The following is a 26,554-nucleotide window of genomic DNA, read 5'->3' as shown; positions in this document are numbered from 1 at the left end:
GACCAGGGCGGCGGCGATCACATGACGATCATGGACTGTATCCGGCGCCCCGGGGCCTCGTGCCGGGCGGTCAGGCGTCCGTGACGGCCAGCCATATCTGGAGTTCGTGGTCGCCGTCGCCGACCAGGCAGTAGGACTGGAGGACCAGGTGGCGGCCGTCCTTGGTCTCCCATGTCGCCGACCACTCGCCGTCGCCGCTGCGGAGGCAGCTCACCACGTCCGTGAGGGGATCGCCGAAGCGCTCGCGCAGGCGCTGCTCCAGGGTGTCGAGCATCTCGTCGAAGCAGGTCTGGGCGTTCTCCAGGAGGAACGGGTACTCGGAGAGCCATTCGGCGGCCAGCCAGGTGCTCGCGATCACGAGCATCGCGCCGTTCTCGGTGCACTCCAGGTCGTACTCGTCGAGTTCCGACAGGTCGTACGGGTCCTCGTTGCGGTCGAAGATCAGTGAGCAGGGGTGGAACGCGCGGGCCGGCAGGTCCAGGAGTTCCTGCACCACCGTCGCGACGTCGCCCTCCCAGGCCTCGGTGTGGTCGACGTACGTCCGGGGGTCGCCCGCGAGGAACGGGTCGTGGCGTTCGAAGGTGCCGGGGGCTGCGGAGCCCCGCCAGACCGTCTCGCCCGCCGCGTTCCGCAGGGTGACGGCGCTGCCGTCCCCGGCGCCGGCCTCGACCCGGCACACGTCCCGGCCGTCCCGGCCGACGTGGACGACGTCCCCCTCGTCGGTGAGGAAGGGGGCGAGGCCGTGCCCGCCGTCGAAGCCGACGATCCAGCTGTCGGAGTCGGTGAGCGGTTCACGGTGCGGGGTGACGGTGAAGGAGCCGTCGGCGCGCAGTACGCCCCACGCCTCCGGGTCGAGGGCCCGGGCCACCGCCGCGCCGCCGGCGTCGAAGCGGTCGGCCCACTCGTACTCGTCCGCGATCGCCCACGCGCCGGTGGCGTCCAGGAAGCCGCGCACGAAGTCGTCGCCGACCTTCAGCAGCCCGCAGGCCAGTGCGTCGTCCATCTCCCCGTTGCGCCGGATGACCACCTCGCCGCGGGGGTTGACGAATCCCGCGAACGAATCGCCGATGACGCCGCCGATGACGTACGCGAGGCCGTTCTCGTCGAAGGCGTTGAACAGTCGGAAGCGCGGCTCGACGACCCACTCCCCCGTGGCGTCGATCAGCCCCCACTCCTCGCCGATCATGGCGGGCGCCGTCCCCTCCGGGGTGAACGGGCGGGCGCCGTCGAAGCGGGCGGCGATGACGAGCCGGCCCTCCCGGTCGACGTAGCCGCAGCGGCCGTCCGCCTGCCGGACGGCGCCGAGGCCGTTCGCCCCGAACGTCCCGGCCTGCCGGTACGCCCCGCCGATCACGACGGCGCCGGTGGGGTCGGCGTACCCGACGCCGGTCTCCGTACGCACGACGGCCAGCCCGTGCCGGAACGGTCCGGCCTCCTCGAAGCGGGCGGGGACGACCGGTGCCCCGGCGGTGTCGGCGTACCCCCACAGCCCGTCGGACAGGAACCGCGAGAGACCCGCCCCGTCGAACCCGGTGGCGTGCTCCAGCACCGGCTCGGCCAGCCAGCGGCCCTGCCCGTCCAGGTAGCCCCAGGCGCCGGCCAGGTCCGCGGCGGGGGCTGTGAGCCCGTCTCGGCCGTCCTCGTGGAACGGCCCGACGGCGGTGAGGTCCGGCGGGCGGACGAGGTGTCCCGCCCGGTCGACGAGCGCGAAGCGCCGGCCGAAGGGTGCGCGGCCCTCGACGGGTACGGCGTGGGGCGCGGGCGGGGCGGTCGGCATGGCGGCGGCTCTCCTTCGGGGCCCCGCGGAACGGGTGCGGGACAGGAGCCAGCGTAAGCGGGCCCTCTGACAGCCGGCCGACCCGCCCGGACGCCCCGGCCGGGCGCGGGCGCTTTCCGGCCCGCGCACCCGTCGCCCGTCCTTTCGACAAGGGCTCTCCCCTTTAAGATCCACTCGAATTGATGAACCATCAGGCTCCACAAGGATGAGGACCTCCTCGATGCCACACCGGTCCGGCAGCCCGTCACGCCACGCCCTGGCCGCCCGCAGCCAGCGGATCGTCGACTCGGCCGCCTTCACCACCACCGTGTTCTGCCTCATCGTCGGCAACGCCGCACTCATGGGCATCGAGACCTACGACGGCGTCGTACAGGACTGGCACGACGGCCTCAAGCTCGTCGAGCACCTGATCCTGGCCGCCTTCACCGTCGAGGTCCTCCTGCGCGCCGCCGCGCACGCCGACCGTCCGGGGGACTTCTTCCGCGACCCGTGGAACCTCTTCGACCTGGCCGTGGTCGCCCTCGCCCTCGCCCCGTTCGCCCGCGAGAACGCCACGGTGCTCCGGCTGCTGCGGCTGGCCCGGGTGCTGCGCGCCGCCCGGTTCCTGCCCCAGGTCCGCATCGTGATCGTCGCCATCGGCAAGAGCCTGCCGGGGACGCTCAGCTTCCTGCTCGTGGGGGCCCTGCTGCTGTACGTGTACTCCATGGTCGGCTGGGTCTTCCTGGCCGACGACGACCCCGAGCACTTCGGCTCGCTGGGCCGCGCCGCCCTCACGCTGTCCCTGCTGGTCACCCTGGACGGGCTCGGTGATGCGGTCCGGGCCGGACTGGAGGTCTCGCGGTGGACCCTCCTCTACTTCGCCACGTACGTGCTGATCGGCTCGTTCGTGCTGGTCAACCTCCTCATCGGGGTGGTCATCAACTCCCTTGAGGAGGCCCGCCAGGCGGAGGAGGAACGCGCCGCCGCGGAAGCGGCCGCCGCGGCGGTCGTGGAGCCGCAGCCCGCCGACGTCGAAGAGATCCGCAGACGCCTCGGCGAGGCCCGCGCCGCACTCGACGCCCTCGAACAGGCGCTCCCGGCGGCGGCCCCCACCGGGCCCGGCTCGGCGGGCGGGCAGGTGACCGGGGAGGTCGAGGTCCGCACCGCGGTGCCGGCCGGACGGGCCTGACGCAAGCAGCAACCCCGGTGACGGCGCGGTAGGTCATGAAGGTGTCACGGGAAGAGCACAGCAGTGCGGCGGCGGGAACTCCGGGGCGGCGCGGTGTTGTGTCCGTGGGCGTACGGGCCGGTGTGGGCCCGGTCGTGGGCCTCGGGAGGTTCCCATGCAGTACGCAGCAGGTGTCCGGCAGACCGTGACCGCGCTGGTCGCGGCCGTGGCCACCACCCTCCTGGTGACGGGCTGTACGCCGTCCGGCGAGGACGGTGCCCAGCCCGGCGGGCCGTCGCGGTCGGCGCAGCCGCAGCCGCCGACCCCCGGGGCCACGGCCGGCGGGTCCGGCGGCGCGGGGAAGGCGACGCCCGCCGCCCCGGCCTCGCCCGTGACGTCGGGCGGCGGGGCGAAGCCGTGCACGATCAAGGAGGTCGAGGTCACGGAGGCCCGCCAGGCCGCGGTCCGGCCGCCGGGCACCGGAACCGGCGCCGCCGTCATCACCGTCACCAACACCTCGAAGGGCACCTGCACGCTCCAGGGCTTCCCCACGGCCGCCGGTGCGGGCAACGGGTCTCCCGACAAGAACGTACCGCTCGCCGCCACGCACAGCGGCTCGGCCGCGACCGTGAACCTGGCCCCGGGCGCCCACGCCTGGACGAAGCTCACCTTCGTCAACGTGCAGGGCGAGGCGGACGGCTACTGCACCTCCGGAGCGACCCCGGCCACGTACCCCACGCTCGTCGTCGGGGTGCCGGGGGCGGGAGCGCACCAGATCGCCCTCGACGACGGCGTCTTCGCCCTGTGCGACAACAAGGCGACCGTCACCGCCTACTCGGCCGCCAAGCCCTCCTGACGAACGGCGCTGCGGGAGCGGTGCACCGGGGCCGGGCCGCCACCGGTCAACATGCCGCGTACGGCGTAATGGACGGTTCGGCCCGCCTTCCTCCTCACGCTGTGACCGTCGGTTCGTGTCAGGAGGCGCGTGTGCACAGGTCCCGTCGGAGGGCGGCGGCCCGGACGGGGTCCGGGGGCGGGCGGTGAGGCGCCGCCGCCCGGACCGGCCGGTCACGGTCGCCGAGGACCAGGCGGGATTCGAAACGCCCGCACCGCCCCCGTGGATGCGCTGGCTGCCCTTCGTCTACGTGGTGTTCGTCGTCGTCCTCGAAGCGACGAACGGGAAGGAATGGGCGGTGAGCCTGTTCCTCGTCGCCCTGCCCGCGATCGCCGCGTACGCCTTCGGGCCCGTCGCCGTGGCGGCGCTCACCGTGTTCGCGATCCTCCTCGAAGGCTTCCTCGCGGGCACGGCCCACCACCTGTGGGAGACCCACCACGTCACGGCGGACATCGCGACCGCCGTCGTCGGCATCCTCTCGACGGCGCTCGCCGCGCACCGCACCCGCCAGGAACGCAGCCTCGTCCACGCCAACTCGGTCGCCGAGGCCCTGATGCGGGCCCTGCTGCGACCCGTGCCCCACCAGGTCGGGCACGTGCTGGCGGCCAGTCTGTACCGGCCGAGCGAGGCCGGGACCATGGTGGGCGGCGACCTCTTCGACATCCGCGCCACCCACGCCGGCGAACGCGCCATCATCGGCGACGTGCGCGGCAAGGGCCTCCCGGCGGTCCGCACGGTCGCGGCGATCCTCGGCAGCTTCCGCGAGGCCGCGTACGAGGACACCGACCTGGCGGCGGTCGCGGCCCGGCTGGAGCGCCGGCTCGCCCGGGAGGCCGAGGAGATCCCCGACGAGGAGCTGTTCGCCACGGCGGTGCTGGTCGAGTACGACAGCCTGGCCCACCGGGTCACCGTCACCAACCACGGGCACGTCGAGCCGGTGCTGATCTCCGACGGCGAGGTGCGCGTGCTCGCGGGCCCGCCGGCGCTCCCCCTCGGTCTGGGCGGACTGGCCGCGACGGACGAACCGGCGGTGTGGAGCCACCGGTTCACCCTGGGCGACGTACTGGTCCTGGTCACGGACGGGCTGGTGGAGGCCCGTGACCAGAACGGCGACTTCTACCCGCTGCTGGACCGGCTCCACCACCGCTTCGCGGGCCGCCCGGCCCCCGGCCCCGCCGAGGTGGCCAACTTCCTCAACACCGACCTCCCCCGCCACACCCGCAACCTCCATGACGACGTGGCCCTGCTGGCCATCGCCCCGCACGGCCGCACCTGACGGGCGGGGGCGGCAGGCGGGCGAGAAGGGCCCAACAGCCGGGAACAATAGTTAGGTTAGGCTAACCTCAAATGCTGTACGGTGCAGCCATGAACAAGATCATCCGCATGTACGCCGCAGCGGCGGCAGCGGCGGGGCTGTTGCTGGCGGGCGCGCCGGCCGCGGTCGCCGCACCCCCGGCGGCGCCGGCCGCGCAGAGCACCGGGAAGCAGGAACTCCCCCGCCCCACCGGCCCCTTAGCGGTCGGGCGGGACACCCTGCACCTGGTCGACCCGGGCCGCAAGGACCCGTGGGTCCCCACCGCCGACCGCGAGCTGCTGCTGTCCCTGTACTACCCCGCGGTCGCCGGGACCGGGAGCCCGGCCGACTACATGACCGTGGCCGAGGCGCAGGCGCTGCTCACCGACCGGGGCGAGCTCGGCCGCCACACCACCCCCGAACAGATCGCCGCGGTGCGGACCCACGCACGCGCCGGCGCCGTACCGCGGTGGGGGCACGGACGGTACCCGCTGGTCGTCCTCTCCCCCGGTTTCACCCTGCCCCGCGCCTCGCTGACCACGCTCGCGGAGGACCTCGCGTCCCGCGGCTACGTGGTCGCCGCGGTGGACCACGCGTACGAGTCGGACGCCACCACCTTCCCGGGCGGCCGGGTGCTCGGCTGCAAGGCCTGCGAAGCGGTCTTCCCCGACCGGTCCGTGGGGAAGGTGTCCGACGCCCGGGCCCGCGACGTGACCTTCCTGCTGGACCGGCTCACCGGCGACCGGCCCGCCTGGCGGTACTCCCGGCTGATCGACGCCCGGCGCGTCGGCATGGCCGGCCACTCCATCGGCGGGGCCTCGGCGGCGGCGACCATGGCCGCGGACCCGCGCGTGGACGCCGGCGTGAACATGGACGGCACCTTCTTCAACCCCCTCCCGGAGGCCGGGCTGGGCGGACGCCCGTTCCTGCTGCTCGGCGGCGACCCGGCCCTGCTGCCGCCGGACCTCGAGGACCACAGCTGGGAGGAGGCCTGGCCCCGTATGGACGGCTGGAAGCGGTGGCTGACCGTCACCGGCATGGGGCACCCGGGCTTCACCGACTGGCCCGTCCTCGGTGACCAGGCCGGATACCCGCACCCCGAGACCCCGCTGTCCGGGACCCGCGCCCAGCAGATCACCCGCGCCTACGTGGGCGACTTCCTCGACCGGCACCTGAAGGGCCTGCCGGCGCCGCGGCTGGACGGGCCGACGGCCGCCGATCCGGAAGTGGTCTTCCAGCGGAAGTGAGCCCGCCGCCCGGCCGGACGGCGCGTGCCGCCGGCCGGGCCAACTTGCCGTTCGGCTGCTTTGACCGGCGGGCGGGCGCGGTACGCATGTCCCACGCGCGCGTCGCGGAACCCGGGAGGTTCCCGAACGGGTACCGCGGAGGGTGCTCGTCCGCCCCGCCCACCGCCACCGTAGGCAGGCCCCCATGACCACAGGCTGGACCCCCCGCCCGCCCGACGCCGCCTCCGGGCCGGCCGGCGAGCACCTGCCGGAGCTCGACATGCCGGATCCGGGCCGGCAGCGGCGCTGGACCGTGCTGCTGCGCTGGCTTCTGCTGATCCCTCAGATGATCGTGGTGGCCCTGCTCGGCATCGCGGCCTTCTTCCTGACGATCGCCGGCTGGTTCGCCGCACTGGTCCAGGGGCGGCTCCCGCACGGCATCGCCCGCTTCCTCGGCGACTACCTCGCCTACGCCACCCGGGTCACGGCCAGCGCCATGCTGCTGGTGGACCATTACCCGCCGTTCGCGCTCGCCGCCCCCGGCTACCCGGTCCAGATCGAGCTGCGGCCCGGCGAGCTGAACCGGCTGGCCGTGCTGTTCCGTCTGATCCTGATGATCCCCGCCGCGATCGTGAGCTACCTGCTGCAGTACGGCTGGGCCGTCATCTGCTGGGTTTTCTGGCTGATCACGCTGGTGCTGGGCCGCATGCCGGAGCCGATCTTCGAGGCTTCCGCCGCCGTGCTCCGGTTCCGGATGCGGTTCCTCGCGTACGCGATGATGCTGACCTCGGCCTACCCCAAGCGGCTGTTCGGCGACCCGGTTCCCCCGGCCCTCGGCTACGGCGCCCCGGCCGCGCCGGCCGCAGCCGCGGGAATGCCGGCCGCAGCCGCCGCCGCGCCGACCGCAGCCGCGGGCACCCCGGCGGCGGCCAACGCCACCCGGCCGCTGGTGCTGTCCACCGGGGCCAAGGTGCTGGTCGTGGCGTTCCTGGTGCTCGGCCTCGTCGTGAGCAGCCTGTCGTCGCTGGGGCGCGGCGACGACTACTACGACGACTACGACTACGACGACAAGGGCAGGGCGGCGGTGCACGGGGTGACCCGGTACGGCGCCGGGTCCGGGAACTGACCCGGCCCCGGCGTCGCAGGATGGCGGAGCAGGCGGTGTGACGTCGGTCCGGGCGCCGCCACCGGCCCGGGCGGCGCAGCCGCAGCGCCGGCCAGCAGCCGCCGTTCCGCCCGTCGGCGTCCACGCTGACCGTCACGGGGCCGGCGTACGAGGCCGTGCGGTACTGGCCCGCCGGCAGATGGCTCGGGCGCTGGCCCAGGTCGCCGTCACCGTGGAACTGGACGTCGAGCCCGACGTCGGTGCGACCCGACGCGGCGAAGGTCAGGTCGCAGCCGCCGGCCGGCCGGCCAGCGATGTCGACCCGGATGTGGCTGCCGAAGGTGCGCACGGGCGCCACCGGCATCACGTGGGTGCCCTGGTTCCCGCACTGGCCCGCGTCGCCGCCCTGCCGGGCCCGCCACGTGTACGTGATGTCGGCACCCGCGAGGGCGCCGGACGGGTCGGCGACGCCGAACGCCATCTGGCAACCGCCCCGCCGACTGTCGGTGTCGATGCGGACCGGGGCGGTCCAGTCGGGGGAGAGGTTCCACTGCTGGCGCGGACCCGAGCACTGGCCCGGGTCGTCGTCGGGGTAGAAGTCGATCCCGACCTCGGGAGCCGCCCCCTGGGCCTGGACGAAGCCCTGCGTGCCGGGCGCCCCGGTCGGGGCCATGGCGGGCGTCGCCGCGATCAGCGCGCTCACGCCGAGGGCGCAGGCCAGCGCCTTGATCCTGCCGACCGTCGATTCCGGACAGAGCACCCCGCCCGGTGGCCCGTTTCCCGCGGAACGGGAACGCGGGACGACGGACGCGGGCTCAGGCTCCGCGGTCCCTCGGACGGGGGCGCCGTCGGCCGGCCGACGCCCTGCCGACGCCCGGCATTCCGGCCCTTCCGGGCTCCGGTCGGACCGGACCGGGCCGCTCGTCGGATCAGCGGCTGAGGACGTTCATCAGGATGATCGCAGCGATGTCCGCGAGGATGACGGCGACAACAGCGATGATCGTGGCCCAGGCCCGCTGGGACTCGTCCAGGTGCATGCCTCGCCTCCCGACCGGAACGTGCCGTCGCCGCTGCGTGCGGGGCGCCCGCGAGCGGCCCTCCGGGGTCTCCCGTTCCGCCATGATGGCTCGGTTCCGTCGGGTGCACAGCTCGGGCAGGTGCTCCGGGCTCCGCCGACCGGGTGACGTGCGGGCCCTTCCGGGCCGTGCCACCCTGTTCACAGGCCGGGACCCGGGCCCCGGCCCCTCGCCAGCAGGCAGCAGGCAGCAGGCAGCAGGCAGCAGGCAGCCGCGAGGAACGGAGCGCGCTGTGGACACACCGATGCGCATCGCGGCAGTACGGCGCCGGCTGACCGCCGGGTGTGCGGCCCTGCTGCTGGTGGCGCTCGCCTCGGCCACCAGCACCGGCGCGGCCCCCTCCCCCTCGCCCACCCCGTCCGCGCCCGCGTCCGCGTCCCCGTCGCCGTGGCCGCCGGGTGCGGGAGATCCGGGCCGGCTCGACCCGCGCATCACACAGATCATGCAGAAGCCGGAGTACCGGCACGCCCAGTGGGGCCTGCTGCAGACCGACCCGGACGACGGGCGGGTCCTGCACAGCATGTTCCCCGGCCAGTTCTTCGTCCCGGGCTCCACCGCGAAGCTGTTCTCGGTCTCCGGCCCCTGGCAGACCCTCGGCCCGGACCACCGCTTCGTGACCCCCGTCTACGCGGTCGGCGAGCGGAACGGGGCCACCCTGACCGGCGACCTCGATCTCGTGGCCCAGGGCGACCTCACCATGGGCGGCCGGACCCGGCCCGACGGCACGGTCGCGTACACCGACCTCGACCACACCTACGCCAACGACTTCCCCGGCGCGACCCTCACCCCGGAGAACCCGCTCGCCGGTATCGACCTGCTCGCCCGACAGGTCCGTGACGCCGGCATCACCCGGGTCGACGGAGACGTGATCGTCGACAGCCGCCTCTTCGCACCCGACCCGGTCCTGAACCCCGTCCCGACCCCGCTGATCATCAACGACAACCTCGTCGACCTGCTGACCACGCCCGGGGCCCGGCCGGGGACCGACGCCCGACTGGACTGGCGGCCGAAGGTCGTGCCGTACCAGGTCACGTCCACGGTGAAGACCGTGGAGGCCGGGAAGCCGACGGACGTCACGGTGACGGCGACCGACGGCGGCACCCGGATCCGGCTGTCCGGCACGATCGCGGCGGACGCGGCGCCGCTGCTGCGCGTCTCCCCCGTCGCGGACCCGGCAGCGTTCGGCCGGACCGCCCTGATCGAGGCGCTGCGCCGGGCCGGGGTGCAGGTCACCGCCGATGCGGCGGGTCCCAACCCGGCCGCCCGGCTGCCGCGCGACTACCAGGGGCGGCCGCGGGTGGCCGCGTACACCTCACCGCCGTACGAGCAGTACGCCAAGCTGATCCTCAAGGTCAGCCACAACCTGGGTGCCAACCTGGGCATCTGCCTGATGGCCGTCACCACCGGCAGCCACCAGTGCGCCGACGGCTTCCCGGTCCTCGCCGACTTCCTGGACCGGGCGGGCGTCGACCGCAAGCAGGTCCAGCTCATGGACGGCCGCGGAGGCAACCCCGCCGACCGCGCCACGCCCCGGGCGGTGGTGCAGATGCTCGCGTACTGGCAGCGCACCCCGGACGCGCAGCGGTTCCGGGAGGCCCTGCCCGTCCTCGGGGTCGACGGGCTGCTCGCCGAGAACTGCCGCACCTGCCCGGCCCGCGGCAAGGTGTTCGCGAAGACCGGCGCGGCCGTCGGAGGGGACTCGCTCAACGACCGGCTCGCCGTCGGCGCCATCACCATCGCCGGCTACCTCGACAAGGGCGGCGGCCGCTTCGACACCTTCTACGCGGGCGTCAACGGCGCGTCCACACCGACCGCCGACGTCGCCGGTGTCGAGGCCATCGCGAACGACCTCGCCCTGATCGCCGCCTACCTGCAGGAATCCCCCGGCTGACCCGACGCTCCGGGGCCGCAGGGGAGGGTGGTTGACTACCGTCCATGGATGGTGCCGCCGGGGACGCTCCCCCCTTCGACCCCGAACTGGCGGCCGCGCTGGCGGCTTCGGGCGCCGGGGCGAGGGAGCCGCTCACTCCGGACAACCTCGCCGCACGGCAGGAGCGGGACACCGCGGCCAGACCCCGACCGACGGCCCGGGACCTGCGGGCCGACGGCCGGTTCGAGGTGGCGGAGCTGCGCGTGCCCGGGGCGCCGGGCGGGCCGGACGTCACCCTCGTGAGCGCGCGGCCGGCCGGGATCGCCCGACCGCTGCCGCTGCTGTACTACATGCACGGCGGCGGCATGATCATGGGCAATGCCTGGTCCGTGCTCCGGCAGTTGCTGGGCACCTGGGCCGGCCCGCTGGAGCTGGCCGTCGTCTCCGTCGAGTACCGGCTGGCGCCGCAGGCGCAGTACCCGGGCCCACTGGAGGACTGCTACGCGGGGCTCGTCTGGGTGGCCGGCCACGCGGCGGAACTGGGCGTCGACGCGGACCGGATCGTCATCGGGGGCAAGAGCGCCGGCGGCGGCCTCGCCGCGGCCCTCGCCCTGCTCACCCGTGACCGCGGCGGGCCCGTACCGATCGGGCAGTTGCTGCTGTGCCCGATGCTCGACGACCGCAACGGCACGGTATCCGGCCACCAGATGGCCGGTATCGACACCTGGGACCGCACCTCCAACGCGACCGCGTGGCAGGCGCTGCTGGGCGACCGGTACGGCACCGCCGACGTGCCGCCCTACGCGGCTCCCGCCCGGGCCACCGACCTGTCGCGGCTGCCCCCGGCGTACATCGACGTCGGGTCGGCCGAGACCTTCAGGGACGAGGACGTGGCCTACGCGAGCGCCATCTGGCAGGCCGGCGGCCGGGCCGAACTCCACGTGTGGCCCGGCGCCTTCCACGGCTTCGACACCCTCGCCCCCCAGGCCGCGCTCAGCCGCGACGCACGGGAGGCCCGCACGCGTTGGCTCCGGCGCATCCTCGGCGCGTCGTCCCGACCGGTTGCGAACGGGTTCGAACGAACGGGCGGTTGAGGCGCGGCCGGCCGCACACCGAGGTCACTCATAGGATCAAACTAACCATCCGGTACGAGCCCGTGTCCCGTGCGGCGACAGATCGTTGGGGGTGTCACCGAGGGGGACGTGAGGGGCGTCAGGTTGCCTCGGGCCGACCGGGGGACGGCGCACAGCGGTTGACGGAGCAACGTTCAGCGCCCGTCGCAGTGCTCTTTTGAGCCGGATAGGTGATCTTCGCCGTCGGGGTTCACTCCGCGTCGGTCCGGGTATGCAGAATGCTTTTGATCTCTTCGGCCCTGGGGTGCGCACATTCCTGCGCGAGGTCTTGGAGTTGGAGGTGGACCGCCCATGGCGGTGAACGGAAGTCCCACCATCAGGAGGCGCCGCCTGGGCGCGGAACTGCGCCGGCTGCGCCACGCCGCGGGCATGACGCACCAGCAGGTGGCCGGCCGGTTGTTGGTGTCCCAGTCCAAGATCAGTCTGATCGAGACCGGCCGCCGCGCCATCAACCCCCGTGACGTGCGCGATCTGTGCGAACTCTACGAGATCAACGACCAGCTGATCGTCGGCTCGCTGATGCGGATGGCGAAGGAGTCGGGCCGGCAGGGCTGGTGGGTCGCCTACGGCGACGTGCCCTACGGCATCTACATCGGCATGGAGACGGAAGCGGCTTCCATCCACTCCTACGAGCCGCTCGTGATCCCCGGCCTGCTCCAGACGCGCGCCTACGCCGCGGCGGTCATCGCCGAGTCGAACCCTGACATCACGACCGAACAGGTCGCGGCACGACTCGAGTTGCGGCTGCAGCGCCAGCACCGCGCCCACCACCCCGCCCGCCCCTTCCGGTTATGGACGATCCTCGACGAATCCGCCCTGCGGCGCAGCGTGGGCACCCCCGACATCATGCGTGAACAACTGCAGCACCTCGACCACTTGAGCACCCAGCCGCACATCACCGTGCAGGTCCTCCCGCACAGTGCGGGAGCCCACCCCGGCGTCTCAGGGCAGTTCTCCATCCTCGCCTTCTCGGACACCGACGCGGGGGTCGTCTACCTGGAACGGTTCACCAGCGACCTCTACCTGGAAAAGCCCGCCGACCGCCACCCGTACCACCTCATGTACGACCACCTGCAGGCACAGGCCCTCGGACCGGAGCAGAGCCGCCGGTTCATCGGCGACGTCCTCCACTCCTGCCCGGGTCCGGAACGGCTGCGACGGGTCCCGTGAGCGGTCGGCACCGCGCCGCTACGCCTCCTGCCAGCCGATGACGCCGGACGAGGCTCCGCACGCAGCACACTGCGCCTTCCGGGCGAGGTCCGGCACGACCTCCACCCCCGCTACCGCTGCTGCCGCCGCCGCAGCCGCTTCCTGCTGAGCGACCCAGATGGCATGCGTGTTCAGGGTCAGCACGTCCTTGAAGCGTTGCTGGCGCCTGAGTTCGAGGGCGTCCCTCTGGCACAGTCCGCCCACCCCGGAAGACCTCCATGCGGCCCCGAAGACAGCCAGCACTGCACAGACCAACATGATCCTCAGGAAGACGTCTGGCACGGCGGATCCTTTCCGGCGGTGATTCGATCAACAGGGGCCCGCAGAAGGACCCTCGGCAACACCTCGACATAACGCAGCGGCATATGCAGGGTTGCGCCTTGTCACCTCATTGCAGCCACTTACGCCGCTCCGCCGGCACGCGCTCGCCCGTACGCGCTACACCGCGCGCCCCCCGGAATCAGGTCACGCCACGGTCACGGCGAACCCGGTCTCCGCATCGGCACGTTGTTGAGCTGCGGCGATGCAGGGCGGACGGGAGGCGGTGGCCGATCACCGTAGCGGTCCGACGGTCGCACGGCCGTCAGTGCACGGGTCAACGCCCGGTCGCCCGCGTCATCATCACCTGCTTGGCGCATACCCAGTCCGGCGCCAGGAGCGTTGGTTGGACTATGACAACAGCAAACCACTCGGCAGGCTTCCGTCGGCATGCGGAAGAGGAGGGCCGCCCGTTGATGAGCGGGGCCACCCGGATGGGGCATTGGACGTTCACACCGGGCTCGACGGGCCTGGGCCGCGGCCCGGTCGCCAACGCGACGCTGCAGTACGAAGGCAAGAAGATCGAGCTGAACTACTCCTCCTCGATCTTGGAGGACTTCCTGCACGCGATGAGCACGATCCGCAGCGAATTCAACCGACGGTCGACGCCCCCGACCGCATCCGGCACGCGCGTCGACGAGCACGCAGGGATGGCCTCCCGTGTTTGAGACGTACGGTCACCACGACATGAACGGCTCCCTCCCCCAGCCCGAGCCACGCCTGTTCTGGCCGGGCCCGGACGTCGAACACCACACCACGTCGATGCCGTCACCACTGGTGCTCGGCCAGACCGGCGGCGCGTGGGACCCGGCGGAGGAACTCGCCTACCTGCTGCAGGATTCCATGGCACCGCGGCAGACCGAGTCCTTCGACCGTCCCGGTTTCGACGAAACGACCGAGACGCTCGGCTCCGCGACCATGTTCGCCGGACCGCCGAGCGTGGTCGGACTGCCTCAGGCACAGGCACAGGCACCGACACAGGCACCGACACCGCCCTCCGGCGGGCACCGGCACGCCGCGTCGAAGTCGCCGTTCAGTTCCCTGTTGCGCACGGGCAGCCTGTTCACCGCGGTGCTGGTCGCCGTCATCGCCGCCGTGGTGAGCGTCTTCAGCGGCCTCGCCATCTGCGACGCGCTGCGGCACAGCGCCGCACCCCGGACCGCCCACGACGTGGTCAGCTGGTGGCCGTTGCTGATCTACGGGCCCTGGATGGTCGCCTCCCTGTCCATCCTGAGGGCCGCCCTGCACCAGCGCCGCGCAGTCCATTCGTGGTCCATCGTCTTGTTGTTCTCCACACTCGCCACGTTCCTGTGCGTGGCCCAGGCCCCCAGGACGCTGGCAGCCCAGGCCGCGGCCACCCTTCCCGCCATTGCGGCACTGGCCTGCTTCCAGCAGCTCGTACGCCAGATCACGCTCACCCGGCCACCCCGCAACCCCGTGCCGCGCCACCGCAACCGGATGCCGGCCTCCCCCAGCCCCTCGTTCCACTACGGGGCATGACGGCCGCGTCCCGGAACGAGAACGCGGGCGAAGAGGCGACAGCCGCTAACTGCATGGAGAACGCGGTCCTTCCCAGTGCTCACCGGAATGATCGTTTTCACCTCAGGAACGACGGTCTAAACCGACAGGTCACGGGCTGTGCGCAATCTCTGCACGGCGACTCCTCGGCACTCTCCCGCGCGGACGCACGCGCGACGCGCCCCCTCCCCCTTCCCCTCCCACCTCCCGAAGAAGAGGACAGCAGACATGCTGCACGAGCCCTCCTACGCCGACCGCGTCCGTTATCGGCAGCTCCAGGACGCCGCCTACCAGTCCGGCCAGGACGCCGTGGCCAATCTGCAGGCCGCTCTCGCGCTCGCAGGCCTGGTCCTCCCTTCCCTCGCGAACGACGGGCCCGTGGGCTGCCGCGGCTTCGTCCGGCTCGGCGGCTGCGGCGTGGCACTCGCCAACCAGCTCGCCGAGGTGATCACCGCCGGCGCCCGAGCGCTCCAGGACCAGCAGCAGCGATGACCCACCTGCCCCACCAGCGACAGAATTCAGGAGGAGCTCACATGAACGCGTGGCGGGCCACGTCCCCGGAGCCGACACCGCAGGACGCGCTCGACCCCTACCGCTTCCCCGGGGCGCGGGACTTCGGCGGCGACGACGACGCCCTGACCCCCCTCCCGGCCGCGGACCCGGTCCGGGACCGCACCGAGCAGCCGGGCAGCCGGGTCAGCGCGGTCCACCGCCGGCGCCTGGAGCTGCACGCGGCGCTGACCGCGGCCGGCATCCCGCCGCTCGCCGGCGACCTGCACGCCATCGAAGCGGTGTCCGCACTCGACGACACGGCCAACGCGGCCGTGCAGCGCTGGATCACCGACGCCCGATGGCCCGTGAGCGCGCCCCACTTCGCCTGAGCACCACACATCAGGACCCGGCCGAGGTGAAGACGGCGAACCCCGGCCGGGTCCTGCGTGCGTGGGCGCGACGGCACGGGCCCGGTCAGGGCTCGTCCTCGTGCATCCCCTCCTCGTCGCGCCGGTGCTTCGTCTCCTCCTGACGGAGCCTGAGCTCCTCGGGGCTCTTGCCCCGGCCGCCCTCCTGGCCGGTGCCCGACTGGGTGGGATCCTCGCCGGTGCGGTGCGTCCGCTGCTGTTCCTCGCGGCCCTTGCCCGGCTTCTGGCGCTTGTCCTGCGTTCCGCCCATGACGACGACTCCTCCTGACGCGTGGATGGCCCTCCCCACGGTGACACGCAACGTGACGCCCCGCACCGCGAGCATCACCGAACGCGTCGGCCCGGTGACGCTACGCTGCGGTCAGCGCGCCCCCGTGCCGGGCGGCGCGGTCACCACCGGACTTGCCCTGGAGGAAGAGATGTCCAGCCCGCAGCAGCCCTTCGGTACGGTCGTCAGCACCAACGGCGTCAACCTGCGCCGGTATCCCAGCACCGATTCCGCCATCACCGGAACCCTGACCCACGGCACCGAGATCGGCCTGATGAGCAAGGTCAACGCCCAGTCCATCGAGGGCAACACCATCTGGTACCTGCTGCGCGACAGGCCCGTGTGGGTCTCGGCCCGGCACGTCGACAACACGGGGCAGGTCCCCCTGTCCAAGGACGTGGAGCCCCCGCACCCCGAGGGCTGAGGCGTACGGGAGGACGCACCGGCACGCGGTGACTCCCGGCGACCTCCCCGAGCGGCATCCCCGATACGGAGTCAGGGTCCGCTCGGGGTGGGGACCGGGGGATCCCCGAGGCTCCGGACGAATCGGCGGAACAAGATCGAATAGTCCTGTTCACGCCGTCCGAACGGAGTCGCGCCGTGCGTCGACCCTCCGCCCTGCCCCTGTCCCTGTCCGTCCCCCTCGCCGCAGCCGTGGCGCTCTGCACCATCGGTCCCGCGCAGGCAGCCGGCGCCGCGCCGGGCACGGGCCTGGACCCCGCCGCACTGCGCGGGGCGATCGCCGTACGCCCGGCGGACGGCGCCGCCGGGGTCCTGGCGGAGGTCCACAAGGACGGGCAGACCTGGCGCGGCACCTCCGGGGACGTCGTCACCGGCAAGCGCATCAGCCCCGACGCCCACTTCCGGATCGGCAGCATCAGCAAGCCCATGGAGGCGGTGATCCTGCTCCAGCTGTCCGCCGAGGGCCGGGTCGACCTGGACCAGAGCGTCCAGCACTACCTGCCCGGGCTGCTGCCGGAGGACCGGTTCAAGGAGCCGATCACCGTACGGCAGCTGCTCGACCACACCAGCGGCCTGCCCCGGGACTTCGAGGGCGCGCCGGACTCGTCCCCGGACGAGGACATCGAGCGCCGCTTCGACTACCTCACCTTCGACGAGGTGATCCGGCAGACGCTCCGCCCCGAGGGCAGGCCGGCCCCCGGCCCGCGCTTCCGGCCCGGGACCCGGCAGGAGTACAACTCCTTCGGCTACCGCGTCGCCGGCAAGCTCATCGAGGAGGTCACCGGGCACCCGTACCAACACGAGGTGACCACCCGCGTCCTGGAGCCGCTGAAGATGCGGGAGACCAGGCCCGCCGCGCCCGGTCGCAGCACGCCCGTGCCGCGGCCGTACCTGCCCGGCTACCAACCGCGCAGCAGCGGCGAGCTGGTCGACGTCAACGTGCAGGGCGGGCTGCCCGCCAGCATGACCTCCACCACGGGCGACCTGGACCGCTTCATCCGCGGCCTGTTCGACGGGCGGCTGCTCGGCCCGGAGCAGACGGCGGAGCTCTTCGCCGTGCCGAAGGGCGTCGACGGCAAGCCGCTGCCGTACGCCGACGGCTCGAACTGCAACACCGGCCCGGGCAGGGGTACGGCCTGCTTCAGCGTCGGCCTGATGTCCGTGCCGCTGCCGGACGGCTCGGTCCTGTGGGGCAAGACGGGCTCCGACCCGGGGTACCGCAGCGGCGTCTTCGCCTCCCGCGACCTGGGCCGGCGCGCGGTCTACGCCGTCGGCACCGCGTCCTCCTCCGGCGACGGCGCCCTGGGGGTGGCCCAGCGCCTGTCCCTGGCCGCGTTCGGGAACTGACGGCCGCCCCGGGTCGGGGTCGGGGTCAGGGTCAGGAGACCCAGGCGGAGGTGAGGGCCTGGACCGCGGAGCCGTCCGTGTCGGCCAGCTTGGTGCCGACGAAGCCGCGGGCCCAGTCGGTGGTCTGGAGCCGGAAGGCGGGCTGCTCGGCGGTGAGGGCCTCCATGACCGCCTCCGCGGCTCCGGCCGGGGTCTGGGCGGTGCCGTCCAGGAACTGCGCGACGGTGCGGTCGACGTAGGTGCGCAGGGCGGCGGTGTACGGGCCGGCGTCGAGGTCGCCCTCGATGTCGATGCCGATGTTGTTCACGAACTCCGTGGCCACGGCGCCGGGCTCGACGACGGACACGGTCACGCCGAGGGTGCGGGCGACGGGGGCGAGGCTCTCCATGTAGCCCTCGACGGCGAACTTGGCGGCGCAGTAGGCCTCGTTGAACGGCTGGCCGACGACGCCGCCGACGCTGGTGACGGTGACGAGGCGGCCGCCGGTGACGCGCAGGTGCGGGAGCGCGGCCTTGGAGACGGCCAGCACGCCGAAGAAGTTGACCTCCATCACCTTGCGGACGTCGTCGAGGGTGTCGTTCTCCAGGGTGCCCACGTGGCCGGCGCCGGCGTTGTTGACGACGGCGTCGAGCCGGCCGTAGTCGGCGATCACGCCGTCCACGGCGGCGGCGACGGACGCCTCGTCCGTCACGTCGAGCTGACGGATGTCGAGCTCGACGCCCGCTTCGGCGGCGGCCTTGCGCAGCGCGTCGGCGCGGGTGGTGTCGCGGAGGGTGGCGACCGTGCGCCAGCCGGCGCGGGCCGCGGCGACGGCGGCGGCGAGGCCGATGCCGGAGGAGGTGCCGGTGATGAGGACAGTACGGGGGGTGGCGGGCGCAGTGGACATGGCGGGGCCTTTCGGACGAAAGTCTTATGTGCGTGCACACACAACCATAGACTTGTGTGTGTGCACACGCAACCCCATCCCTATACTTCGTCCATGCCGAAAAAACTGACCCAGGCCGAGATGCCAGCCGCCGATTACGCCTTCTACGGGCTTGTCTGGGCCGGCACGGTGATGACCGAACGCGTCGACCGGGCCCTCACCAAGGCGCACGGCCTCCCCGTGTCCTGGTTCGAGGTCATGCTGTGGCTGGCGGCCAGCCCCGAACCGGTGCCCGCCTCCGTCCTCGGCAACAGCACCATGCTGAGCCGCAGCCAGGTCTCGCGGGTCGTGGACGCCCTCCAGTCCCGCGGCCTGGTGTCCCGTACGCCCTCGGCGCGCGACGCGCGGTCGGTGGAGGTCTCGCTCACCGACGAGGGCCACCGGGTCTTCGCCGAGGCCGACGCCACCCGCCGGGAGGCCCTGGCCCCGGTCTTCACGGACCTCCTCGACGCGCAGGACATCGAGGCCCTCGGCACGGTGTGGCGCAAGCTCAAGGCGGAGAAGGGGCGGCTCGCAGAGGAACCGGGGACCGGGCGCTCCTGACCCGCTGACCGCCCGGCCGCCGGACCCCGCTCCGGCCGGGGGACGACACGGACCGCCCCCGGCCGGAGCAACGGGCCCTGCGGGGCCGGAGCTGGTTGGCTGGGGGGATGAAGTACTTCGTGACCGTCCAGGCGAACCAGGTGGACTACGACGCGATGGAGGGGAAGGCCTCGCCCGACTCCCCCCTGTGGAGCCGGGACGACATCACGGCCATGGTCGCCTTCATGAGCGAACTCAACCGGGAGCTCGCCGGATCCGGGGAACTCCTGGACGCGCAGGGGTTCACCGCACCGGCCGAGGCCCGGTTCGTCACCGGCTCCCCCGGCCGCGAGCCCGTGGTCACCGACCACCCGTACGCCGACACCGACGTCCTGACCGCCGGCTACTGGCTGCTTGAGTGCACCGGCCTCGACCGGGTCACCGAGATCGCCGCGCGGATCACCCAGTGCCCGGTGCCGGCGGGATCCCCCGAGTACCCGGTGGTGATCCGCCCGGTCGGCGAGGCCCCGTCGGCCTGACCCCGACCTGACGCCGAACGGCTTCCACCCCCCCGGGCTGCGGGAGGGGGAAGCCGTTGCGGGGCACGGGCCCGGCGGCGCCGTTCCACCGGCTGCGCTACTTCACCGACCCCGCCATCACGCCTTGGACGAAGTGCCGTTGGAAGGCGAAGAAGACGACGAGCGGGACCACCAGGGACAGGAAGGCGCCCGGCGCGAGGACGCCGATGTTGCTGCCGAACTGCCTGATCTGGGACTGCAGCGCGACCGTGAGCGGCTGGGACCCGCTGTCCGCGAAGAGCAGCGCCACGAGCATGTCGTTCCAGACCCAGAGGAACTGGAAGATGGCCAGGCTCGCGATGGCCGGCCGGCCGAGCGGCAGCACGAGCCGGAAGAAGATCCGCCATTCGCTGCCGCCGTCCATCCGGGCGGCCTCCAACATCTCGCGCGGGATCTCGGCGAAGTAGTTGCGGAGCAGGAAGACCGCGAACGGCAGCCCGTAGGCGACGTGGAAGAGGATGACGCCCGCGATCGTGCCGAACAGCCCCACCGCGCCGAACAGCTTGGCCACCGGCAGCAGGCCGATCTGCACGGGCACGACCAGCAGTCCGACGACCACCAGGAAGACGGCGTCCCGGCCGGGGAACTCCAGCCAGGCGAAGGCGTAGCCGGCCAGGGCCGCGATGCCGACCACCAGGACGGTGGTGGGCACGGAGATCAGGACGGTGTTGCCGAAGGCCGCCGCGATGCCGGAGTCCTCCAGCAGGGCCGTGTAGTTGTCCAGGGACAGCTGGGCCGGGTCGGCGAGGGCGGTCCACCAGCCGCCGGAGGCGTTGTCCTGCTCGGAGCGCATCGAGGACAGCAGCAGACCGGCCAGCGGGGTGATCCACACGAGGGCGACCAGCATGAGCAGGACCTGGACGGCCGAGCTGCTCAGCAGGCGCGTCAGCCCGTTCCCGCGGCGCCGCCCGGGGGCGGACGCGGCGGGGGCGGCGGCGTCCGGCGGTGCCGTCGCGCGGCGGGGCGGCCGGCGTTCGATGGTGCCTTGGCTGCTCATGTTCCACTCCTTCGGAACCGCCGGATGTTGAAGACCATCGCGGGGACGACCAGCAGGAGGAGCACCATGCTGAGCGCGCTGCCGAGGCCCTGGTCGTTGCCGCCGCCGAAGGAGACCAGCCACATGCGGGTGGCCAGTACGTTCGCCTCTTCCTGGACCGGTCCGGGCGCGATGATGTAGACGAGGTCGAAGACCTTCATCACGTTGATCACGAGGGTGACGAAGACGACGGTGAGGACCGGCGCCAGCAGCGGCACGGTGATCTTGCGGAAGATCTGGCCCTCGGTGGCGCCGTCCATCCGGGCGGCCTCCAGCGCGTCGCGCGGGATGGCGGCGAGCCCGGCGCCGATCAGCACCATCGCGAAGCCGGTCCACACCCACAGGTAGGCGCCGATGATGGCCGGCGTGACGAGGGCGGGGCCGAGCCAGTTCACCCCCTGGTAGGGGGCGGCGAAGTTGGCCGCGGGCAGCCGGACGGTGTACTCGCCGGCGGCCAGTCCGGTGAAGCGGAACGACCCGTCCGCGCCGGCGGTGGTGGTCGCGGCCACCGTGCCGTTCCGTACGGCCTCGACGGTCATGCCGGGCAGGCCCTTCTCGCCGGGGTCGACCTTGCCGGGGGTGCCGGTGCCGCCGGGCGCGAAGTCGAGGTAGACGACGCCCGCGATGGCGTCCGGGCCGGGGGCCGGCGGTGCGGCCGCGGCCTCGGCTCCGGCCGGTATCGCCCCGGGGGCCACCCCGACGAAGCCGAGGGGGACCGCGGCGGCGCCCGGGCGTACCGGCTGCGAGGTGCCGTACGGGCCGCCCGTGCCCCCCGTCAGGCCGTGGCCCTCGCGGGGACGGGCGGTCGGGTAGGCGGCGGCGTCCTCGAAGGTGTCGTGGATGCCGACGGCGACCGCGTTGAGCACGCCACGGTCGGGGTCCTGCTCGTAGGCGAGGCGGAAGATGATGCCGGCGGCGAGGAACGACACGGCCATCGGCAGGAAGAGCACCAGCTTGAAGGCGGTCGCCCAGCGCACCTTCTCGGTGAGCACGGCGAGCACCAGGCCGAGGCCGGTGAGCAGGGTCGGGGCGACGACGACCCAGATGGTGCTGTTGCGGATCGCCTTGAGGGTGGCCGGGTCCTGGAAGATCGCCGCGTAGTTCCCGGCGCCGACGAACCGGTCGCCGCTGGCGTCGAAAAGGCTGCGGACGAAGGAGAAGACCACCGGGTAGACGACCAGCGCGCCGAGCAGCAGCAGGGCCGGCAGGACGAAGAGGACGGCGAGGCGCCGCTGCCTCCTGCGGGCCCGGCGCCGCGGGTCGGCCGCGGCGCGGGCGGTGGAGGTGTCAGCCATGGCGGACGCCTCAGTTCCCGTAGGCCTTGGCGGCCTCGGCCTCGAGCCTGGCGGCGGCGCCCTGCGGGTCCGAGGGGTCGCGCAGGAAGTCCTGCAGGAGCTTCCACTCGCCCGCGCCCTTGGTGCCGCCGAACGCGGCCGGGGCCTGGTCCGACATGTCGAAGCGGACGGAGTCTCCGGCCGCGACGAGGGACTCGGCGGTGCTGCGGGCGGTGGCGTCGCCGTACGCGGAGGGGGCGACCTTGCTGTTCGGGGAGAGGAAGCCGCCCGCTCCGGCCCAGACCTCGGCCGCCTCCGGGGAGGCGAGGAACTCGACCAGCGCCATGCCGGCCTTGCCGTTCTTGCCCTGCTTGAGGACGACGGCCGCGTCGCCGCCGCTGACGACCGGCGCCTTGCCGCCGTCGACGGCGGGGAACGGGAAGAACTTGGCGTCCGTGCCGGGCTTCTTGCCGAACTGGTCCTTGGCGACGCCGCCGACGAAGTCGCCCTCGTAGACCATGCCCGCCTTGGGGGCGGGGCCGAAGACCTGCTCGACGGAGGAGGGGAAGTCGGTCTGGAGGGCCGCCTGGGCGCCGCCGGCGACGAGCTGGTCGTCCTTGAAGAGCTCGCCGAGGGTGGTGAGGGCCCTGACGACGCTGTCGTCGGTCCACTTGATCTTGTGCTGGGCGAGCTGGTCGTACTTCTCCGGGCCGGCCTGGGAGAGGTAGACGTTCTCGAACCAGTCGGTGAGGGTCCAGCCGTCCTCGCCGGCCACGGCGAAGGCGGGGCGGCCGGAGTCGGCGAGCGAGCGGCCGGTCTTCAGCAGGTCGGCCCAGCTCTTGGGCTCGCCGGCGCCGGCCTGGGTGAAGGCGTCGGGGGCGTACCAGACGGTGGACTTGTGGGCGGCCTTGAAGTAGAGGCCGTAGTAGGTGCCGTCGACGGTGCCGTAGTTCTTCCAGACCGGGGCGAGGGAGGAGTCGGCGGTCTTGGCGGTCTGCTCGGACAGGGGCTGGAGCCAGCCCTCCTTGGCGAACTGCTTCAGGACGCCGACCTGGGGGACCATCACGACGTCGGGGGCGTTGCCGCCCTCGATCTTGCTGCCGACGAAGGTGGAGACGTTGTCGCCGGAGGGGACGAAGACCGTTTTGGCGCCGGTCTTCGCGGTGAAGGCGTCCAGGACCTTCTTGAAGTTCTTCTGCTCGCTGCCGGTCCAGACGCCGGCCACGGTCACGGTCTGGCCGCTGAGCTCGCCGCCGGACGCTGGTGCGGTGGTGCCGCCGCCGCAGGCGGTGGCACCGAGGGCGAGGGTGAGGGCCGCCGAGGTGGCGGCGGCGATCCGGCGGGGCGTCGTGCTGGGTCGTCGCATGATCGGCTCCTTTTCGAAGGGGCGGGTGAGGGGCGGTCGGGGCGGGGTGGGGCGGGGGTGCGTACGGGGGCTACGGGGCTGACGGGGCGGGGAACTCGCCCGTCCACCAGGCGGCCGTGGCGGCGGGGAGCACCCCGTCGGGGCAGGGGCCGCTGGCGAGGAGCGGGGTTCCGGGAACGGGGGCGGGGACCGGCTCGGTGCCGAAGTTGACGGCGCAGACCAGGCCGTCGCCGCGGACGACCGCCAGCACCTGCGGGGGCGTGTCCAGCCAGCGCAGGGTGCCGTCGCCGAGCTGCGGGAGGCTGCGCCGCAGCTGGAGGCCCTCGCGGTAGAGGTGCCAGAAGGAGCGGGTGTCGGCGAGGGCGCGGTCGGTGGCGTGCTCGGCGAACCAGGCGGGCTGCGGCAGCCAGGGCCTGACGTCGGCGGCGGCCTGGCTGAAGCCGAACGGGGAGGCGTGGCCGGACCAGGGGAGGGGGACGCGGCAGCCGTCCCGGACGTGCTTGCGGCTGCCGGTGCGGTGGAAGATCGGGTCGGTGAGGACCTCGTCGGGCAGGTCGAGGACCTCGGGGAGGCCGAGCTCCTCGCCCTGGTAGACGTAGGCGGCGCCGGGGAGGGCGAGCATCAGCAGGGCGGCGGCGCGGGCGCGGGCGGCTCCCAGTCCGCTGCCTTCCACGCCGGGCTCGCCGGCGTAGCGGGTGACGGTGCGGACCTGGTCGTGGTTGTTGAGGACCCAGGTGACGGTGGAGCCGGTGCCCGCGATGTCGCGTATCGCCTCGGTGATCGTCCGGCGGAAGGCGTCGGCGTCCCAGGGTGCGCTGAGCAGGTCGAAGAAGAAGGCCTGGTGCAGTTCGTCGGGTCGGACGTACTCGGCGTGCTCGCGGGCCGTCGGTACGGAGACCTCGCCGACCAGCAGCCGCTCGTGTCCGTCGCGGGCGGTGTACTCCTCGCACACCGCGCGCCAGCGGCGCCACACGCCGTGGACCTCGGGCTGGTTCCAGGCCAGCTGGTTGACGGCGTCGCGGGCCCGCTCGTCGGCCGCCGGGTCGTCCGAGTCGGGCAGGTCGGGGTGCTTGAAGAGGCCGGCGGCGACGTCGATGCGGAAGCCGTCGACACCGCGGTCCAGCCAGAAGCGCAGGACCTGCTCGAAGTCGTCACCCACGGCCGGGTCGCGCCAGTTCAGGTCGGGCTGCTGGGGGGTGAACAGGTGCAGGTACCAGTCCCCCGGGGAGCCGTCGGGGCCGGTGACCCGGCTCCAGGCGGGGCCGCCGAACATGGCGTGCCAGTTGTTGGGCGGCTGCGCGCCGTCCGGACCGCGGCCGGGTGCGAAGTGGAAGCGGGAGCGGGCGGCACTGCCGGGGTCCGCGGCGAGCGCTTCGCGGAACCACGGGTGCTCGCTGGAGCAGTGGTTGGGGACGATGTCGAGCAGCAGCCTGAGGCCGAGCCGGTGGGCGTCGGCGACGAGCCGGTCGAATTCGGCGAGGTCGCCGTAGACGGGGTCGACGCCGCAGTAGTCGGCGACGTCGTAGCCGTGGTCGTGCTGCGGCGAGGGGTAGAAGGGGCTGAGCCAGATGCCGTCGACACCGAGCTTGCGGAGGTAGGGCAGCCCGGCCCGTACGCCGGCCAGGTCGCCGATGCCGTCCCCGGTGCTGTCGAGGAAGCTGCGGACGTAGACCTGGTAGATCACCGCGTCGCGCCACCAGGCGTCGCGTGCCGGGGCGCTGCGGGAGGGGAGGCCGGTGTCGGCCGGAAGGGTGCTGAGCATCTCGCGTCGACCTGTTTCTGCTGAATGCGAGAGCGCCCTGATCAGGTGCGCTGTTATGCATGCATGTTAAGTAGCGGCGACCGAAAGGTGTCAACGATGTGTCCAGAACTAGCCGGAAGTTGGGGTGGTTTGTACCGGTACATCCGGGTAGCACGACGAAGGGCATCTACTTAACATGTAAGTAGATGCCCTTCGGGGGAGGTGAAGCAGGAGTGCGATCAGCCCTTGCGGGAGAGGGCCTCGAGCTCGCGCGTGAGCCGGGCCACCGCCTGCTCCGGCGTCTGCCGCAGCGCCATCAGGTCCTGGGCCACCGCCTGCACGGCGATGCTGACCTGGTCGTAACGCGGGCTCTTGGGGCGCGGCACGGCGGACAGCACGCTCTGCCGGAGCGTCGGCAGGTACGGGTACGCGCGGACCAGCTCGGGGTCCTCGTACAGCGCGGCGCGCACCGGCGGCAGCGAACCCTGCGTGAGGACCTTCCGCTGGACCGGTTCGCTGGTCAGGTAGGAGATCAGGTCGGCGGCCGTCGCCGGATGCCGGGCGTGGCTGCTGACGGCGAGGTTGGAGCCGCCCAGCACGCTGGCGCCGGGCCCGTCGGCCCCGGGCAGCGGAACCGCGCCGAACCGGCCCGCGACCTTCGAGCCCGCGGCGCCCGCGTTCGCGTACACGTAGGGCCAGTTGCGCAGGAACAGCAGCCGGCCGTCCTGGAAGGCCTGCCGGGACTCCTCCTCCTTCCACCCGAGGGCTTCACGGGGGATCCAGCCGTCCCGCACGCCGTCCGCGAGGAACCTCAGGCCGGCGCGGGCCGCGTCGGAGTCCACGGCCACGCGGGCGCCGTCGTCCCGCAGGATCGATCCGCCCGCGGAGTGCACGGCCTCGGTGACGTTGACGGTGAGCCCCTCGTAGGGCAGGAACTGGCCGGCGTAACCGTCCAGGCCGTGCCTGGGGGCGATGGTGCGGGCCTGGCGGGCCAGTTCGGCCCAGGTCCGCGGCGGCTGCTCGCCCTCCTGGTCCAGGACGTCCTTGCGGTAGTAGAGCAGTCCCGCGTTCGTGACGTACGGGACCGCGTAGAGCCGGCCGTCGAAGGTCGCCGTGTCGACGACCGGCCGCAGGAACGCGTCCAGCGGGAAGCGGCCGCGCTCCAGCGGGGCGATCCATCCGGCCGCGGCGAACTCGGACGTCCAGGCGACGTCGATGTTGAGCACGTCGAAGCGGTTGCCGCCCGAACGCAGTTCGCTGATCATCTGGGCCCGGGTCTCGTCGGCCGAGTCGGGCAGCTCGACGAGCGTCACGCGCTCGTCGGGATGGTCCTCGTTCCAGTCGGCGAGCAGCGGGGAGAGGTAGTCGGTCAGGTCGCCCGCCGTGGCGAGCGTCAGGGGGCCGCGGGCCCCGGAGGCGCCCGCGTCGGCGGGGACGCCCAAGCCGACGTACCCCGTCAGCACGACCGCCGCGACCAGGAGAGCCCTACCCGCGGCACGCATCCACCGCATAGGTTCCTCCTGGTGCACGATCCGGCTGCGCTGCCG

25 protein-coding genes are annotated in these 26,554 nt (G+C 72.9%); 16 read left to right on the top strand and 9 right to left on the bottom strand.

Going from position 1 to position 26,554, the window contains the following annotated elements; translation table 11 throughout:
* Positions 1 to 70 precede the first annotated feature (70 nt).
* Positions 71 to 1,777 (bottom strand): WG repeat-containing protein, encoded by a 1,707-nt coding sequence (locus tag ACZ4VL_RS02885; RefSeq protein WP_468194956.1) that lies wholly within the window; start codon positions 1,775 to 1,777, stop codon positions 71 to 73.
* Between the two features lie 220 nt (positions 1,778 to 1,997).
* Here ACZ4VL_RS02885 and ACZ4VL_RS02880 point away from each other — a divergent pair, with 220 nt between their 5' ends.
* The 8 genes from ACZ4VL_RS02880 to ACZ4VL_RS02845 all read left to right on the top strand — a co-directional run bounded on the left by ACZ4VL_RS02880 (position 1,998) and on the right by ACZ4VL_RS02845 (position 12,693).
* Complete coding sequence (locus ACZ4VL_RS02880) at positions 1,998 to 2,945, top strand: ion transporter (RefSeq protein ID WP_468194954.1); 948 nt, start codon at positions 1,998 to 2,000, stop codon at positions 2,943 to 2,945.
* Between the two features lie 154 nt (positions 2,946 to 3,099).
* Positions 3,100 to 3,780, top strand: a complete 681-nt coding sequence (locus ACZ4VL_RS02875) for a DUF4232 domain-containing protein (protein ID WP_468194952.1) — start codon at positions 3,100 to 3,102, stop codon at positions 3,778 to 3,780.
* 184 nt (positions 3,781 to 3,964) lie between these two features.
* Positions 3,965 to 5,095 carry a PP2C family protein-serine/threonine phosphatase gene (locus ACZ4VL_RS02870; protein WP_468194951.1) on the top strand — a complete coding sequence of 377 codons (1,131 nt, stop codon included), beginning with the start codon at positions 3,965 to 3,967 and terminating at the stop codon, positions 5,093 to 5,095.
* Positions 5,096 to 5,184: 89 nt separating this feature from the next.
* Positions 5,185 to 6,360: an alpha/beta hydrolase family protein gene (locus tag ACZ4VL_RS02865; RefSeq protein ID WP_468194948.1), complete on the top strand. Its 1,176-nt coding sequence runs from the start codon at positions 5,185 to 5,187 to the stop codon at positions 6,358 to 6,360.
* A gap of 184 nt (positions 6,361 to 6,544) precedes the next feature.
* A complete protein-coding gene (locus ACZ4VL_RS02860; RefSeq protein WP_468194945.1) occupies positions 6,545 to 7,465 on the top strand; it encodes a DUF4389 domain-containing protein in 921 nt (306 codons plus the stop codon).
* A 1,287-nt stretch (positions 7,466 to 8,752) separates the two neighbouring features.
* Entirely contained in the window at positions 8,753 to 10,411 is a 1,659-nt protein-coding gene (gene dacB / locus ACZ4VL_RS02855; RefSeq protein ID WP_468194941.1) for a D-alanyl-D-alanine carboxypeptidase/D-alanyl-D-alanine endopeptidase, read from the top strand.
* Between the two features lie 44 nt (positions 10,412 to 10,455).
* On the top strand, positions 10,456 to 11,484 hold the full coding sequence (locus tag ACZ4VL_RS02850) for an alpha/beta hydrolase (RefSeq protein ID WP_468194939.1): 1,029 nt from the start codon (positions 10,456 to 10,458) through the stop codon (positions 11,482 to 11,484).
* 330 nt (positions 11,485 to 11,814) lie between these two features.
* Positions 11,815 to 12,693, top strand: coding sequence for a helix-turn-helix domain-containing protein (locus ACZ4VL_RS02845; RefSeq protein ID WP_468194936.1), 879 nt, complete (start codon positions 11,815 to 11,817; stop codon positions 12,691 to 12,693).
* A gap of 18 nt (positions 12,694 to 12,711) precedes the next feature.
* On the opposite strand, the gene ACZ4VL_RS02840 is transcribed toward ACZ4VL_RS02845, so the two are convergent.
* A complete protein-coding gene (locus tag ACZ4VL_RS02840) occupies positions 12,712 to 13,014 on the bottom strand; it encodes a hypothetical protein (protein ID WP_468194933.1) in 303 nt (100 codons plus the stop codon).
* A gap of 452 nt (positions 13,015 to 13,466) precedes the next feature.
* Between ACZ4VL_RS02840 and ACZ4VL_RS02835 the strand changes: the two genes are divergently transcribed.
* From ACZ4VL_RS02835 to ACZ4VL_RS02820, 4 genes are all read left to right on the top strand, one after another.
* A complete protein-coding gene (locus tag ACZ4VL_RS02835) occupies positions 13,467 to 13,718 on the top strand; it encodes a hypothetical protein (protein ID WP_468194930.1) in 252 nt (83 codons plus the stop codon).
* Positions 13,711 to 14,550: a hypothetical protein gene (locus tag ACZ4VL_RS02830; protein ID WP_468194927.1), complete on the top strand. Its 840-nt coding sequence runs from the start codon at positions 13,711 to 13,713 to the stop codon at positions 14,548 to 14,550. The genes ACZ4VL_RS02835 and ACZ4VL_RS02830 overlap by 8 nt, the downstream gene beginning before the upstream one ends.
* A gap of 246 nt (positions 14,551 to 14,796) precedes the next feature.
* Positions 14,797 to 15,060, top strand: coding sequence for a hypothetical protein (locus ACZ4VL_RS02825; protein WP_361087134.1), 264 nt, complete (start codon positions 14,797 to 14,799; stop codon positions 15,058 to 15,060).
* A gap of 41 nt (positions 15,061 to 15,101) precedes the next feature.
* Positions 15,102 to 15,449, top strand: coding sequence for a hypothetical protein (locus ACZ4VL_RS02820; RefSeq protein ID WP_468194922.1), 348 nt, complete (start codon positions 15,102 to 15,104; stop codon positions 15,447 to 15,449).
* An 85-nt stretch (positions 15,450 to 15,534) separates the two neighbouring features.
* Here ACZ4VL_RS02820 and ACZ4VL_RS02815 read toward each other — a convergent pair whose 3' ends face one another.
* On the bottom strand, positions 15,535 to 15,738 hold the full coding sequence (locus ACZ4VL_RS02815) for a hypothetical protein (protein ID WP_468194920.1): 204 nt from the start codon (positions 15,736 to 15,738) through the stop codon (positions 15,535 to 15,537).
* Between ACZ4VL_RS02815 and ACZ4VL_RS02810 the strand changes: the two genes are divergently transcribed.
* Both ACZ4VL_RS02810 and ACZ4VL_RS02805 read left to right on the top strand, forming a co-directional pair.
* Positions 15,737 to 16,180 (top strand): SH3 domain-containing protein, encoded by a 444-nt coding sequence (locus tag ACZ4VL_RS02810; protein ID WP_468194917.1) that lies wholly within the window; start codon positions 15,737 to 15,739, stop codon positions 16,178 to 16,180. The genes ACZ4VL_RS02815 and ACZ4VL_RS02810 overlap by 2 nt on opposite strands.
* 176 nt (positions 16,181 to 16,356) lie before the next feature.
* Positions 16,357 to 17,565, top strand: a complete 1,209-nt coding sequence (locus tag ACZ4VL_RS02805; RefSeq protein ID WP_468194914.1) for a serine hydrolase domain-containing protein — start codon at positions 16,357 to 16,359, stop codon at positions 17,563 to 17,565.
* 31 nt (positions 17,566 to 17,596) lie between these two features.
* On the opposite strand, the gene ACZ4VL_RS02800 is transcribed toward ACZ4VL_RS02805, so the two are convergent.
* A complete protein-coding gene (locus tag ACZ4VL_RS02800; RefSeq protein WP_468194912.1) occupies positions 17,597 to 18,451 on the bottom strand; it encodes an SDR family NAD(P)-dependent oxidoreductase in 855 nt (284 codons plus the stop codon).
* A gap of 93 nt (positions 18,452 to 18,544) precedes the next feature.
* On the opposite strand from ACZ4VL_RS02800, the gene ACZ4VL_RS02795 reads away from it, so the two are divergent.
* On the top strand, positions 18,545 to 19,033 hold the full coding sequence (locus tag ACZ4VL_RS02795) for a MarR family winged helix-turn-helix transcriptional regulator (protein ID WP_468194909.1): 489 nt from the start codon (positions 18,545 to 18,547) through the stop codon (positions 19,031 to 19,033).
* A gap of 107 nt (positions 19,034 to 19,140) precedes the next feature.
* On the top strand, positions 19,141 to 19,551 hold the full coding sequence (locus ACZ4VL_RS02790; protein WP_468194906.1) for a YciI family protein: 411 nt from the start codon (positions 19,141 to 19,143) through the stop codon (positions 19,549 to 19,551).
* Positions 19,552 to 19,648: 97 nt separating this feature from the next.
* Here the strand turns inward: ACZ4VL_RS02790 and ACZ4VL_RS02785 are convergent, their stop codons facing one another.
* From ACZ4VL_RS02785 to ACZ4VL_RS02765, 5 genes are all read right to left on the bottom strand, one after another.
* Positions 19,649 to 20,437 carry a carbohydrate ABC transporter permease gene (locus ACZ4VL_RS02785; protein ID WP_361087488.1) on the bottom strand — a complete coding sequence of 263 codons (789 nt, stop codon included), beginning with the start codon at positions 20,435 to 20,437 and terminating at the stop codon, positions 19,649 to 19,651.
* Positions 20,438 to 20,583: 146 nt separating this feature from the next.
* Positions 20,584 to 21,921, bottom strand: coding sequence for an ABC transporter permease (locus ACZ4VL_RS02780; RefSeq protein WP_468194903.1), 1,338 nt, complete (start codon positions 21,919 to 21,921; stop codon positions 20,584 to 20,586).
* A 10-nt stretch (positions 21,922 to 21,931) separates the two neighbouring features.
* Entirely contained in the window at positions 21,932 to 23,269 is a 1,338-nt protein-coding gene (locus tag ACZ4VL_RS02775; RefSeq protein WP_468195170.1) for an ABC transporter substrate-binding protein, read from the bottom strand.
* 67 nt (positions 23,270 to 23,336) lie between these two features.
* The gene (locus ACZ4VL_RS02770) at positions 23,337 to 25,028 is read right to left on the bottom strand and encodes a glycoside hydrolase family 13 protein (protein ID WP_468194901.1); all 1,692 of its coding nucleotides are present in this window, start codon (positions 25,026 to 25,028) and stop codon (positions 23,337 to 23,339) included.
* A gap of 218 nt (positions 25,029 to 25,246) precedes the next feature.
* Positions 25,247 to 26,518, bottom strand: a complete 1,272-nt coding sequence (locus tag ACZ4VL_RS02765; RefSeq protein ID WP_468194898.1) for an ABC transporter substrate-binding protein — start codon at positions 26,516 to 26,518, stop codon at positions 25,247 to 25,249.
* Positions 26,519 to 26,554 lie beyond the last annotated feature (36 nt).

The sequence above is a fragment of the Streptomyces sp. NPDC029014 genome, from assembly GCF_055564695.1.
The sequence above is the reverse complement of the archived record's forward strand: the minus strand, read 5'-3'. Positions and strand labels throughout refer to the sequence as shown.